The sequence below is a fragment of the Algibacter sp. AS12 genome (assembly GCF_046736315.1).
Classification (GTDB): domain Bacteria; phylum Bacteroidota; class Bacteroidia; order Flavobacteriales; family Flavobacteriaceae; genus Algibacter_B; species Algibacter_B amylolyticus.
Genome location: NZ_CP151841.1, coordinates 2,328,169 through 2,342,735, shown reverse-complemented (window position 1 = coordinate 2,342,735; position 14,567 = coordinate 2,328,169). Strand labels below are relative to the sequence as shown.

The following is a 14,567-nucleotide window of genomic DNA, read 5'->3' as shown; positions in this document are numbered from 1 at the left end:
TTATTGTTTATCTAAATTAAATAACCAGCCTACAGCACCTTGAAATTCACTTTTCCAAAACGATTCGTTATGCATTCCATTTGGTACAACCTTACTAAATAAATGGTGCTCCGGAAATCCATTTTGCTTCATAAGTCTCACCATATCATTCATAGATTTTACCATATCACTTCCCTCCTTTTCTCCAACTACATAATATATTTTACTAGCATCTATATTTGATCTTTCTTTAGTAAATTCAAAACTTTCTGTTGCATACCAAAAAGACGGAGAAAACACACCAGCTTTCCCAAATATATCTGGTCGCTTAATTGCTGCATAATGAGCAAATAAACCTCCCAAAGAGGAGCCCATTACCACTGTATTTTGATTATCAGATTTTGTTCTAAACGCCTTATCTATTTCGGGTTTTAATGTGTTTATTAAAAAATCTAAATACAATTTACCTTCTCCTTTGCCAGACTTCTCATTATCCCAAGCCGAATAATCATTTAAACGCTTCTCACCGCCATGTTCTATAGCGACAACAATAAGCCCGAAACCGAACTCCTTATACATCTCATTTAAAGTTTCATCTACTTCCCATTCACCACTATACGATGTTGAAACATCAAATACATTTTGACCATCTTGAATATATAAAACAGGGTAGTTTTCTTTTGAAATTTTATAATTTGGAGGTAAATAAATGCTGATTTTACGCTTGCGATTCAATTGCGGGATTTCAAAATATTCTGCAAATACCTGAACATTTTCCGTAGCTGTAGACACCTTGTTTTGAAACTTATTATCTGACCAGTTTGTAATACTGATTTTTACTGTGTCTTTTAACTTTGAAAACGTATAGGTTCTATTCTCGCTAGGGTTACCGTTTTCTTCGCACTCCACAGCTTCCCAATTTCCTTTTGTAAACTTAAAACTTATATTTTTTTGACTTTTAGGAATAGTAATATTGTAAAGCTGATTCTCTTTCTTTAGTTTGAATTGTTCATTACCTCCAGACCAACCTTCAAAATCTCCAGAGATATAAATATCATTATTAAAATGATGCGCTTCAGGTAATTTTTCAATAATAAAAGTAACCTCCTCTTCACCTGGAATCGGATTATTATTTTGTTTCTTTTTATCTACACAGGCTATGCTAATAAATAAAAATAGAATTATGAAAAACTGATTTTTCATTTTAATAAAAGACTGAAATGATTTAATACAATTTAGTAGTCAAAATGACACTTCCTTTTTCGTTAAGAGTAATATTATCTCCCCAGAAAAACTGATAGTCTGTAATTATATTTTTAACAGATTTTCCTTTTAAACCAACTTCTTCAAACCTGTTTAAATCTAGTTCTATTGGATTATTATTTTTATTAATGATATGAATTACAGTTTCGTAATCTAGAATTCTAAACAATACATAAACGCCATTTTCTGGAGCAAAATGCAGGGTTTCACCATCATGAATGGCTTTGCTATTTTTTCTATAATTTAAAAGCTTCCTTAAAAAGATTTGCATATCCTTTTGCTGCTCACTTAAACCTTCTCCTGTAAATGCGTTAACTTGATCGCCTTCCCATCCTCCAGGAAAATCAGATCGAATTAAGCCATGATCTCCAGGTTTATCAAAATCGTTCATTAAAATTTCTGTACCGTAATAAATTTGCGGAATTCTTGGTAAGGCTAATAAATAACTAAGTGCCATTTTAGTATTAGCCACATCACCTTTTAGCTGGGTAAAAATGCGACTCATATCATGATTATCAGGAAAAACCATAAGATCTTTAGGACTTGCGTAATAAAAATCGTTTGCCAAACCTTGATATATTTTAACTAGGCCTTTATCCCACTCTTCATCTTCATTTAGCGCTTCAACTAAAAAATTTTGCATTGGAAAATCCATTGGCGATTTTAAATTAGACTTGTAGCCATCTCTATTATTAGCTCCATCTTGCCAATACCCAACCAAAAGTGGGTTGTAACTCCACTCTTCTCCAACAATGCTAAAATTAGGATATTCATTCATAATTTCACCAGCCCAACGACTCATAAAATCTTTATCCGGATATGGATATGTGTCCTGACGAATACCACCTAAATTTGCTGTTTCTATCCACCAAATACTATTCTGAATGGTATAGGTTGCCATAAAAGCATTACGTTGATTTAAATCTGGCATAGCAGATACAAACCAACCTACGCTCATGTTTTCCTTATCAACTTTAGAGGCATACCTGTCTTGGTTGGTTGTACGTCTGTGATTGGTAATAATACTAGCGTCTCCATCCCAATTACTCATATTTGCTTCGTAATATTGTTGATGGTTAATCCAGTTTTTAAAAGGCAAATCTTTCATCCACCAATGCTCTAAACCACAATGGTTTGCCACTTGATCCATAATTAATTTCATGCCTTTTTTTGCCAATTTAGCCGATAACTCCTTGTAGTCTTCCAAAGTTCCAAAGCGCGGGTCTATTTTATAATAATCGGTTATTGCATAGCCATGGTAAGACCCTTGTGGCATATCGTTAGTAAGTACCGGAGAAGGCCAAACAGCTGTAAATCCTAAATCTTCAATATAATCTAAATGATTGGTTATACCCTGAATATCTCCGCCATGACGAGCATAATCATCATTCCTATTAATTATTTTCTCGTGAAGTCTATCCACAATATCGTTCTTGGGGTTCCCATTAGCAAACCTATCTGGTGTAATTAAATAAATAGCATCGCTACTATTAAAACCGATATATTCCTCCGAAGATTTTATTCTTGATTTAAGCTCATAAGTATGAACTAAATCTTCTTTATTTTCTTCTTTAAAAATGATATTGAATTTCCCCGGTTTTGCAGATTCTGAGATATTTAAGTCTATAAATAGATAATTTGGACTATCTGCTTTATGAACTTTTTCTATAGAGATACCCTGATAAGAAACTTGAACCGTTTTACCAGAAATATTAGGATGATGGACTAGCAACTGAAGTTTAGAATTCTTAAACCCTACCCACCAGTTTAAAGGCTCTATACGATTAATATCCAATTTCTCAACTATTGAAACATTTTTACTAAGCTCATCCATTGTTATATTATCTTCTTTTTTACAAGATAAATTTAAAGCAAATACAGCTAGCAACCCAATGAATATTGATTGTTTGGTATTTTTATAAAGTTTAAGATAACATAGCATAACTTTTAGTTTTAGTTTAAGGCTTCAATACTAATAGCATAACCTCCACCTGGCGCAGATAAAAGTGATAATTTTGATTTACTTGTTACCTTCTTTGTAATAATAGAATAAGCTTGCGGATTGGTTTTGTAGTGCGCACTTTCAGCATCGCTATAAATAGTAGCCATATATTTTTTTCCTTTTTCAAGAAAATCTAAACTAATATTAGAGGTTCTAGAATTAACCCCATTTACATTACCCACAAACCAATTATCACTTCCTTTTTCTTTTCTAGCTACAGTTATGTAATGTCCTGGTTCTGCTTCTAAATAGACACTTTTATCCCAATCTATTGCCACATCTTTTATAAACTGAAAAGCATCCATAAACTGCTCGTAATGCTCAGGTAAATCTGCAGCCATTTGCAATGGGCTGTACATGGTAACATACAAAGCCAATTGGTTTGCAATGGTGCTGTTAACATGCGAATTGTTATTCGGATTTAATTTACTAATATCCATTTCAAAAATTCCTGGAGTATAATCCATTGGCCCTCCAATAAGTCTTGTAAATGGTAGTATGGTAACATGATTTGGTTTTGAACCACCAAATGCCTGAAACTCGGTACCTCTAGCAGACTCGTTTCCAATTAAATTGGGATATGTTCTACTTATTCCAGTTGGTCTTACGGCTTCGTGGGCGTTTACCATAACCTCATAATCGGCAGCTTTTTCAAGAGCGTATTGATAGTGGTTAACAATCCACTGGCTGTAATGGTGTTCGCCTCTAGGTAAAATATTACCAACATACCCACTCTTTACCGCATCGTAACCATTGTCTTTCATGAATTGATACGCTTTATCCAAATGGCGCTCGTAGTTTCTGGTTGAACCAGACGTTTCATGATGCATAATCATTTTAACACCTTTAGATTTTGCGTAATCATGAATAGCCTCAACATCAAAATCGGGGTACGGTGTTACAAAATCGAAAACATAATCTTTAGATTTTCCAAACCAATCTTCCCAACCTTGGTTCCATCCTTCAACTAAAACACCATCAAAACCGTGTTCTGAGGCAAAATCGATGTAACGTTTTACTTTAGTATTATTAGCTGCATGGGTTGTGTTTGGCTTCACTTTAGAGTAATCTGTTACTCCTAATTGAATTGCAGGTAAATCATTGGTATAAGCCCAAGAACTTTTACCAGTTATCATTTCCCACCAAACACCAATATACTTTACTGGTTTTATCCAAGAGGTATCTTCGATTTTGCAAGGTTCATTTAAGTTTAAAGTCATTCTTGAATTTAAAATATCTCGCGCATCATCACTTACCATAATGGTTCTCCAAGGAGAATTGCACGGTGCTTGCATATACCCTTTGTCGCCGTTTACATCTGGTGTTAACCACGACTCAAAAACCATGGTATCTTCATTTAAATTTAAATGCATACATGAATAATCGATAAGTGCTGCTTCGTGTAAATTAACATACAAACCATTAGCAGTTTTCATCATTAAAGCTGTTTGCACACCTGTTTTAGAAAATTGCTCTTGCGATGCATTCCCCGTTACAGCTTTATTAAACTTTGAACTTATTTCTGATAATTTTGATTCGGTATAATCGTATTCTTGAGTATCATAATCCCCCGGAATCCAAAATGCCGTATGGTCGCCCGTCATCGCAAATTGAGACTTTTCTTCTTTAATTACGAAATACACCAAGTTTTCCTGTTGCGGAAACTCATAACGAAACCCTAAACCCTCGTTAAATAACCTAAAACGAATAACCACAATTCTACTTGTTTCATTTTGTTTTAGGCTAACCGCTAATTCATTGTAATGATTTGTAATTTCTTTTTCCTCGCCCCAAACTGGTGCCCAAGTGTTGTTAAAAGTTGAATTTTCGGTTTTTAAAACATTAAAATCATTAAGTAATGACTTTTCATCATCTTTTAGCTCCAAACCTAAGTGACTAGGGTTTATTACACTTTTATCTTTAAAGGCTAACTGGTAAGTTGGCCTACCAGCATCATCCAGATAAAACGCCATAGTTAATGCGCCATTAGGAGATTTTAACTCCTGCGCATAAGCTGCCTGATTTAAAAATGAACACCAAGCCGTTACAAATAATATATATAGAAATTTCATGCTTTTTATTTTACAAAGATTCTAGTTTTAAACGCTATACTAACTCACAACTTTTAAACTATCAGCCCTTAGCATTAAGGGTTTATTGTTTACCAGTATTTCTAAATCCTTACCACCAATTATTTCGAAATTGGTTTGCTCTTGGGTTATATGAACCTTTAAAATATGGTTTCTAAAATTCACTTTAAAGGAATAGCCTTTCCATTGTTTAGGGATTTTAGGGGTAAATGACAACTTATTATCCCTAACTCGCATACCACCAAAACCTTCAACAATGCTCATCCAGGTTCCAGCCATAGATGTAATATGAAGGCCTTCGTGTACTTCGTGATTATAATCGTCTAAATCCAATCTTGAAGTTCGTAAATAGAAGGTGTAGGCCTGCTCCATTCTGTCTAATTTTGCAGCTTGAATACTATGCACACAAGGCGACAAAGAGCTTTCATGAACTGTAAATGGCTCATAAAAATCGAAATGGCGCTCTAAAGTTTCATTGGAAAAATGATCTTCAAAAAAGTAAAAACCTTGTAAGGTATCTGCTTGTTTTATGTATGGTGAACGCAAGATTCTATCCCAACTCCATTTTTGATTTATAGGTCTTTCTGATTTTGATAAATTTTCAACAGAAATCAATTCTTTATCTAAGAACCCATCTTGTTGTAAATACACCTGATGTTTTTCAGAATAAGGAAAGTACATATTATCTGCCACTGCTTTCCAAAGTGCCATTTCTTTTTTAGATAGTTTTACTTTTTCAGCAATTCTAGAGAAATCTGAAGCATATTCTGCTTCAATTTTTTTAATTTGCTCTAGCGTATAATCTATACACCATTTGGCTAAATAATTAGTATACCAATTATTATTTACGTTATTTTCATATTCATTTGGTCCCGTAACACCAAGAATAACATACTGGTTTTTATCTGCCGAAAACGTGGCACGCTGTTGCCAAAAACGAGCAATACCAATTAAAACTTCTAGTCCTTTTTCTGGTATATAACTATAATCTCCGGTGTAGCGGTGGTAATTATAAATTGCAAATGCAATAGCTCCGTTTCTATGAATTTCTTCAAAGGTAATTTCCCATTCGTTGTGGCATTCTTCACCATTCATGGTTACCATAGGATATAAGGCAGCTCCGTTATTAAAACCTAGTTTTTCAGCATTTTCTATGGCTTTATCTAAATGATTATAACGGTACTCTAATAGTGTTCTAGCTACCTTTTGGTCTTTAGTTGCCATATAAAACGGGATGCAATACGCTTCGGTATCCCAATAGGTACTTCCTCCATATTTTTCGCCTGTAAATCCTTTAGGCCCAATATTTAATTTGGAATCTTTACCTAAATACGTTTGGTTTAATTGAAAAATATTGAAACGAATACCTTGTTGGGCTTTTACATCGCCATCAATAGTAATGTCGGCTATTTCCCAAATTTTTGCCCACGCTTGCTTTTGTTCTTTAAGCAATTGAGTAAACCCTTTTTTGGTCGCTGTTTTTAAAATCGCTTTTGCAACTTTTACTAAATTGGATTTGTCATGATTTCTATCGACTGTATAGCCACCAAATTTTTGAATACTATACGTCTCTCCTTTTTTTACTGCGTGCGCATAACTAAATGACACTTTATTAGAATCTTCTGTATTACTAGGCTCAATCAATACGGATTTACCTGAAAGAAAAACTTCCGACTCCATAAATGTACAGGTATGGAAATGGGTTTTCATCGTTTTCGCTTCAATAAAAGCCTGATTATTAACTTGATTCACCTTAGTAGTGTCCCAAAATTTATCATCCCAATTGGTATCTTCATTGGTAATTCCAGAATCTAAATACGGTTGAAATGAAATTTCGGCGTCGCTATTTAAAGGTGTTACCTGGTAATTAATAGCTCCTATTTCATCTAATTCTAAACTTAAAAAACGTTTTACCTCCACCTCAACTTGAATAGAATTGGGTAAGATTGCTTTAAACGATCTTGATAACCAGCCCTCTTTCATATTAAGTTCTCGCCTAAAATCTTCAACAGATGTACAGGTGTTTAAATCTAAGGGCTCGCCATTAATTGTTACGTTAATTCCAATCCAATTTGGCGCATTAAGTACCTTAGCAAAGTATTCTGGATAGCCATTTTTCCACCAACCCACACGAGTTTTGTCTGGATAGTAAACACCAGCAATATAACTTCCTTGAAAGGTATCGCCGGAGTATGCTTCTTCAAAATTTGCGCGTTGTCCCATGGCACCATTGCCAATACTGAAAATACTTTCTGAAGATTTTACATGACTTGTATCGAAACCTTCTTCAATGATGGACCAATTATCTGGTTTTATATAATCTTGATTCATTTTTTTAAGATGATAGAGAATGGACTTTAGGTCGCTTAGTTGTTAGACTAGGCTTAGTAATACGTCTAGTTCTCGATTATTATTTTTTATTTTATTAATATGGATTCTAGCGCCCCTCAAGCATCAACTTGAAATGAGTGCTATTACCGCTATTTGACTGTCTCTATTTTTGTTATTAATGATTTGATAAAACCTGAAGTTATTTCGGTTAAATCTTCAACATTAAAATCAGCTTTACTAAGCGTTTGCTTATCACCAACACCAATAGAAATCATATGTGCAGCATTTGCAGCATCAATACCCGCAATGGCATCTTCAAAAACAACACATTGTTCTGGTTTAAGCTTTAATTTTTCTGCTCCAATTAAAAACACTTCTGGGTCGGGCTTTGCCTTAGAAACGCTATTTCCATCAACAATACCCACAAACCTGTCAAATAAATTAACTTGTTTTAAAATTAAAGGTGCATTTTTACTTGCAGACCCTAATACATATTGTATTCCTAAATCGTCCAGTGTATCGAGTAAGTTACTTGCTCCTGGTAAAATTTCTTCTGGTCCCATTTCATGGATATACTGCAAGTAATGCTCGTTTTTGCTTACTAAGAATTCTTGCTTTTTTTCATCGGAAAGTTCTACTTTACCTATGTCCAAAAGAATTTCTAATGATCTAACACGACTAACACCTTTTAGTTGTTCGTTGTGTGCTTCTGTAAACTCAAACCCTAAATGATTTGCCAGCTCTTTCCAAGCTAAAAAATGATATTTAGCCGTGTCTACAATTACACCGTCTAAATCGAATATAACGCCTATTTTGTTCATGATTTTATGATTGAATTATATCATCAACATCTTTTACTTTATAGACTAAAGATGCTGCAATTAAAAAACTAACACCACTCATCATTAAAGCGAATATGGCTTGGTTGCCATACGCATATTTTACAAGTGGACCGCCAATTAAGGCATTGATTATTTGAGGAATTACAATGAAGAAATTAAAAATACCCATGTAAACTCCCATTTTTTTTGGCGAAATAGATCCTGCCAAAATAGCATAAGGCATTGCTAAAATGCTTGCCCATGCAATGCCTACGCCTATCATAGAAACAATAAGCCAGTTTTCATCCGGCATAATGTAGATAGATAATAAGGCTAAGCCTCCAATAATAAGAGATATTGAATGTGTTTTTTTACGGCCAATTTGTTTAGCAATATAAGGCAATGCAAAAGCGTAAAATGCAGACACTAGATTATAAACCCCAAAGAGAATACCTACCCAATCGCCAGCATCTTGATATGTAGCACTACTGCTATCTGTAAATGGCAACCCATAAATATGCTGCGCAATGGCTGGTGTAGCAAACACCCACATACCAAAAAGCCCAAACCAAGAAAAGAATTGAACCCAACTTAATTGGCGCATGGTTGTTGGCATTTTTTTGAAGTCTTCAAAAATATCCCATAAACTCGATTTCTCTTTTTCGTGATTACCTATGGCATCTGCATGTACATGTTCGTCTTCAAAACTATCAAGTTCTTCTGGCGAATATTCTTTAGTAGTAACAACAGTAATTAAAATTGAAACCACTAAAATAATTGCACCAATTATAAATGACAGAATTAAATTAAACGGCACAGCACCTTGAATGGTTTCATTAGAAATCCCACACCAATTGGTCAAGGCATAAGGTAACCAAGAGCCAATAACCGCCCCAAAACCAATAAGTGCAGTTTGCACGCTAAACCCTAAGGTACGTTGATCGGTTCTTAAATTATCGCCTACTAATGCACGAAAAGGTTCCATAGCAATATTAAAGGAGGCATCCATGATCATTAACATTCCTGCTCCAACCCATAAGGCTGGTAAAAAGGCTATAAAAATATCAGCTTGCGGCATAAGTACTAAGCCTACCGAAGCTAAAATGGCACCTACTAAAAAGTAAGGCTTTCTGCGGCCAAACCTACCCCAAGTTTTATCGCTATAATGCCCAATAATAGGTTGAACAATTAAGCCCATTAAAGGCGCAATTATCCAAAACCATGACAGTTCGTGAACATCGGCTCCGAAAATTTGAAGTATTCTACTTGCGTTGGCATTTTGGAGTGCAAACCCCATTTGTATTCCTAGAAACCCAAAACTCATGTTCCAGATTTGCCAGAAACTTAATCTGCGCTTTTCCATTAAATAGTATATTAAATTAATACTATTTGATAAGCGGTTTTGCATCAATTTTTATAGAAAAAATCAATATTTCTAATTGATACTACTTATCAAAACTTATTGTGAGAAGTGAAAATATAAGTTTTGATTTCGAGTCAAAGATATAAAAGAATTTCGGTTTTCCTAATTAATTTTATTTCGGCATAGCCTTCTACGAAACTATTTAGTAGATTCTCTTTCAATAATTTCTGTCTCAATAACTAACTTTATAAAATCACGTTTTTGCTCGTTATTAGTAAAGTATTGCTCGGGTTGCGTGTCTTCGGCCTCCAGTCTATCAATTAATAAATTGGCCGATTGTTCGCCTATTTTTTGCCCATGTTGGCTAACCGTTGTAAGGCTTGGTGTTGCGTGTTTGGACAAAACCCCATCGGTAAACCCAATAACCTGAACATCGTCTGGTATTTTTAGTCCGAGTTTCCTAGCCACTTTCATTGCAGAAACTGCATAAAGCTCATTAACCGCAAAAACACCATCAATATTAGGATTCGATTTAAAAAATTGAGCTATTTCTGTTTCCAAAACATCCAAATTATTTTCAACATCTAAGCTGTCGTCAATTTTTAATATGAGATTAGAATTAGCTTCTATTCCATTACTCTGTAAGGCTTCTAAATACCCTTGGGTTCTTAATCTACCAACACTTACGTAATCCAATGTGGTTATTAAAGCAATATGTTTACAATCGTTTTCAATAAGTTTTTTTACTGCTTTTACAGCACCATTAAAATCATCGACAATTACCTTATCGCAATCTACTTCATCAACAACCCTATCAAACATAACAATAGGCATACCTTGGTTTATTGTAGCGTTAAAGTGATGGTAATCTTGCTTTAGTAAAGTTTCTTTTGAAATGGAAAGAATAAACCCATCAATGCTACCATTGGCTAGCATTTCCATGTTTATAATTTCTTTTGTAAACGACTCATTTGATAAACCTACAATAACATTATAACCTCTGCGGTTAGCTACACGCTCTATACCTCGAATAACCGTTGAAAAAAAGTGATGTACAATTTCTGGTATTAAGATACCTATGGTTTTAGTTTTTCTATTCTTTAAACTAAGGGCTATATTATTGGGTTTATAGTTATATAATTTAGCAAAAGCTTGGATTTTTTGAGTAGTATCTTCGCTAATTTCTTTGCTATTACTAAGCGCCTTAGAAACCGTTGAAACGGAAACATCTAACTCCTTTGCAATTTGTTTTAGTGTTATCTTTCTTTTCATATAATTAAAATATTTTACCGCTTAATCAGAAATCTCTTGTTAATAATACTAGATGAGATAAAGATCCTCACCATCACGTTTCTAAAACTAAAATAGCAATAAATATAATGTTTCTGTAAAGATATAAGATAATTTAAAATATCGTCAAATATATCAAATTCTTATTATAAGGCTATAATTTTAAAAAGTTGTCAACACGAAAACGTTTTCGTAAAATATTTCGTAATGATTAATTATTTCTTTACAATTTCTTTACATAGGTTTGGATTGAGAAGTGAAAATATAAACAAACTAAAACAACTAATTATTTAAATTAATTTGTATGAAAACAACTATTAATAGTTTACTGTTTTTTCTGTTTTTGGCTCCCGTCCATATATTTGGGCAAACGCTGTTAACGGGCTCATTGACAGAACAATCAACTTCAATTCCTCTCCCTGGAGTTAATGTTGTTGTAAAAGGAACCAATAATGGTACCGCAACAGACTTTGATGGAAACTACCGTATTGAAGTGAATAACGGAGACGTTATTGTATTTTCCTTTATTGGTTTTCAACCTAAAGAGGTTACCTACTCGGGACAAACAACTCTAGATATACAATTAACCGAAGACACATCTCAATTAGATGAAATCGTTATTATTGGATATGGTAGTGTTAAAAAAGAAGACTTAACTGGTGCGGTTGATGTTATTTCGGCAAAAGATTTTAACCAAGGAGCCGTTGTATCTCCAGACCAATTACTACAAGGTAAAGCGGCTGGTGTAAGAATTACAAGTGCTGGCGGACAACCAGATGCTGCGCCTAATATTCGTATTAGAGGCGGATCGTCACTTTCCGGAAACAACGCGCCATTAATTGTTATTGATGGTGTACCTTTGGATAACGGCGGTGTTGCCGGAGTTGGCAACCCGTTGAGTTTAATTAACCCAAACGATATTGAAAGTTTTAGTATCCTTAAAGATGCATCTGCAACTGCTATTTATGGTTCACGTGCCTCCAATGGTGTACTTATTATCACTACTAAAAAAGGAACGTCGGGTGAAACTAAATTTAATTTTTCTGCTAGAACCTCATTAAGTAATGTTAGTTCAAGAGACCAAGTTCCAGTAATGAATGGTAACGAATTTGTACAATTTGCGAAAACATATTTTCCAGACAACTTAAGTGCTTTAGGAGTTCCTGTTGGAAGCGTTGACACAAATCAACCAAGTACTGTTATTGACTTAACGGATAAAGATGGCAACCCTATACAACGTCAAATTTATAATACGGATTGGCAAGATGTTATTTACAGAACAGCTGTAACCAAAGATTATAATTTTGGTGTAAGAGGAAATTTATTAAAAAAAATACCTGTTAGAGCATCTGTTGGATATAACGAAACTGAAGGTGTTGTAAGAACAAACGATTACGAAAGAATTACGGCATCTTTAAGATTAACACCAAAGTTTTTCGATGATCATTTAAAAGTGGATATTAACGCTAAAGGTACTGTAGTTGACAAAAACGCTATTGATGATGGTGCTGCCTTAGGAGGTGCTATTTCAATGGACCCAACAAAACCAATTTACGATAACAATTCAATTTTTGATGGTTTCTACCAACAACTTCAAACATCGGACAATCCTAATGATCCTAACGCAAAAATTGGAGCAGGCAACCCTTTAGGTGTTTTACTTCAAAGATCTCGACCAGAAAAAGTAAATCGTATTCTTGGAAATATAGAATTAGATTATAAGATGCACTTTTTACCAGAATTACGAGCTATTGTTAATTTAGGTTTAGAGGCCGCTAGAGCTGAGATTACAGAAAAATTTGCCAACAATGCCATTAACTCTTACACATTGGTTCCAGATACTAATGTTCCGGCGGGCACATTTATTTTTAATCCTGGTAAAAGTTTTGGAGAAAGACAACATATTACTAACGTAACCATGGAATCTTACCTTGCTTATCGTAAGGAGTTTGATAATTTATTTATTAATAATTTTGATGTTCAAGCAGGATACTCATACCAGAATTTCAAAAATGATGGTAATAAAGATGAATATGAAAACGACCCTGTTACTGGCGAAAGAGTTCGAAATTTCGATGCTTTAAATCCTAATAATAGATATTTTAATGAATTAAACCTTCAGTCGTTTTTTGGGCGTGCAAATATTAATTTAGCTAACAAATACCTTCTTACTGCGTCTTTAAGAGCAGATGGATCGTCTTTCTTTACAGAAGAAAACCGTTGGGGTTACTTCCCTTCTGCAGCATTAGCGTGGAAAGTAAAGGAGGAGAACTTCTTAAAAGATGTGAATTTTGTTAACGATTTTAAATTAAGATTTGGTTGGGGAGAAACTGGCCAGCAAGATATTTCTGGACAAGTAGGTTTTTATCCTTCAATTCCATTATTTGAAATAGGATCGCCTGAAAGCCAATATATATCTGGTGTTAATTTATATAATGCTAAAGAATTTAATCCTGATTTAACTTGGGAAAAAACAATAACTTATAATGCTGGAGTAGATTTTGATTTCTTTAAAAATAGTTTTCTTTCAGGATCTTTCGATATCTTTAAAAGAGAAACTTCAGATTTATTAGTACTTACAGGAGTGCCTCCAGGACAAGCTTTAAGCGATCAAGTTATTCAAAATGTAGGTTCTACTGAAAGTAAAGGTTTTGAGTTGAATTTAAACTTGAATCCTGTTCAAAATGAAGCTTTTAATTTATCTTTTAACGGAAACATTTCTTATAACATATCTGAAGTAACCGACTTAAAAGGTGTCGAACAAATTAATGCACCAGATGGTGGTCTTGCCATAGGAACTGGTAATATTCTATTAAGACATGCTTTAGGTGAACAAGCTGGTTCTGCTTGGGTTTTAAAACAAGTATATGATGCGGCTGGAAATCCTATATTAGGCTCATTCGTCGATTTAAATGATGATGGTAGAATTACCGAAGCCGATAGATATTACAGAGCGATTCAACCTAATTGGACTTTTGGTTTTGGTTTTAACATGAATTATAAAAACTGGGATTTAAGCGCAAGTTTTAGAGGTCAATTAGATGGAGAAATTTACAATTCTAGACGATTAACACATGGCGCCATCGAAAATGCGCTAGCCTTAGATGGTAATTCATTTAACAACACCCTAAACTTCTATACAAACGAAGCAAGTACAGTGTTTACAGACATCGTAGATCCTGTGCAATACTCAGATTACTTTCTTGAAGGCGCATCTTTCTTAAGATGCGAAAACATTGTAATTGGGCACACCCTAACTAATGTTATAAAAAATGCATCTTTAAAGATATATGGAGCCGTTAACAATCCATTCTTAATTACTAATTATTCCGGTCAAGATCCTGAGAATTTCACTGGAATTGATAATGATTTCTATCCAAGAGCAACGATATATAATTTGGGTGTAAATATTGATTTTTAAACTAAAG

8 protein-coding genes are annotated in these 14,567 nt (G+C 34.1%); 1 reads left to right on the top strand and 7 read right to left on the bottom strand.

All coding sequences use genetic code 11. From position 1 onward, the window contains the following. The 7 genes from AAFN75_RS09750 to AAFN75_RS09720 form a co-directional block, all read right to left on the bottom strand. On the bottom strand, window positions 1-1,182 hold the full coding sequence (locus AAFN75_RS09750) for an alpha/beta hydrolase-fold protein (protein WP_411806159.1): 1,182 nt from the start codon (window positions 1,180-1,182) through the stop codon (window positions 1-3). 22 nt (window positions 1,183-1,204) lie between these two features. Beyond that, a complete protein-coding gene (locus AAFN75_RS09745; protein WP_411806158.1) occupies window positions 1,205-3,184 on the bottom strand; it encodes a glycoside hydrolase family 13 protein in 1,980 nt (659 codons plus the stop codon). Between the two features lie 11 nt (window positions 3,185-3,195). Then, entirely contained in the window at window positions 3,196-5,316 is a 2,121-nt protein-coding gene (locus AAFN75_RS09740) for a glycoside hydrolase family 97 protein (RefSeq protein ID WP_411806157.1), read from the bottom strand. 39 nt (window positions 5,317-5,355) lie between these two features. Next, the gene (locus AAFN75_RS09735; RefSeq protein ID WP_411806156.1) at window positions 5,356-7,665 is read right to left on the bottom strand and encodes a glycoside hydrolase family 65 protein; all 2,310 of its coding nucleotides are present in this window, start codon (window positions 7,663-7,665) and stop codon (window positions 5,356-5,358) included. Between the two features lie 149 nt (window positions 7,666-7,814). Next, window positions 7,815-8,486, bottom strand: coding sequence for a beta-phosphoglucomutase (gene pgmB, locus AAFN75_RS09730; RefSeq protein ID WP_411806155.1), 672 nt, complete (start codon window positions 8,484-8,486; stop codon window positions 7,815-7,817). A gap of 4 nt (window positions 8,487-8,490) precedes the next feature. After that, window positions 8,491-9,849, bottom strand: coding sequence for an MFS transporter (locus AAFN75_RS09725; protein ID WP_411806153.1), 1,359 nt, complete (start codon window positions 9,847-9,849; stop codon window positions 8,491-8,493). A 198-nt stretch (window positions 9,850-10,047) separates the two neighbouring features. Beyond that, window positions 10,048-11,121: a LacI family DNA-binding transcriptional regulator gene (locus AAFN75_RS09720; protein WP_411806152.1), complete on the bottom strand. Its 1,074-nt coding sequence runs from the start codon at window positions 11,119-11,121 to the stop codon at window positions 10,048-10,050. A gap of 322 nt (window positions 11,122-11,443) precedes the next feature. Here AAFN75_RS09720 and AAFN75_RS09715 point away from each other — a divergent pair, with 322 nt between their 5' ends. Next, on the top strand, window positions 11,444-14,560 hold the full coding sequence (locus AAFN75_RS09715) for a SusC/RagA family TonB-linked outer membrane protein (protein ID WP_411806151.1): 3,117 nt from the start codon (window positions 11,444-11,446) through the stop codon (window positions 14,558-14,560). Window positions 14,561-14,567 lie beyond the last annotated feature (7 nt).

Excerpts from the sequence above, each read along its gene's own strand:
- AAFN75_RS09740 (WP_411806157.1), bottom strand. The coding sequence starts at position 5,316 with ATGAAATTTCTATATATATTATTTGTAACGGCTTGGTGTTCATTTTTA.
- AAFN75_RS09715 (WP_411806151.1), top strand. The coding sequence starts at position 11,444 with ATGAAAACAACTATTAATAGTTTACTGTTTTTTCTGTTTTTGGCTCCC.
- AAFN75_RS09745 (WP_411806158.1), bottom strand. The coding sequence starts at position 3,184 with ATGCTATGTTATCTTAAACTTTATAAAAATACCAAACAATCAATATTC.
- AAFN75_RS09750 (WP_411806159.1), bottom strand. The coding sequence starts at position 1,182 with ATGAAAAATCAGTTTTTCATAATTCTATTTTTATTTATTAGCATAGCC.
- pgmB (WP_411806155.1), bottom strand. The coding sequence starts at position 8,486 with ATGAACAAAATAGGCGTTATATTCGATTTAGACGGTGTAATTGTAGAC.
- AAFN75_RS09725 (WP_411806153.1), bottom strand. The coding sequence starts at position 9,849 with ATGGAAAAGCGCAGATTAAGTTTCTGGCAAATCTGGAACATGAGTTTT.
- AAFN75_RS09720 (WP_411806152.1), bottom strand. The coding sequence starts at position 11,121 with ATGAAAAGAAAGATAACACTAAAACAAATTGCAAAGGAGTTAGATGTT.
- AAFN75_RS09735 (WP_411806156.1), bottom strand. The coding sequence starts at position 7,665 with ATGAATCAAGATTATATAAAACCAGATAATTGGTCCATCATTGAAGAA.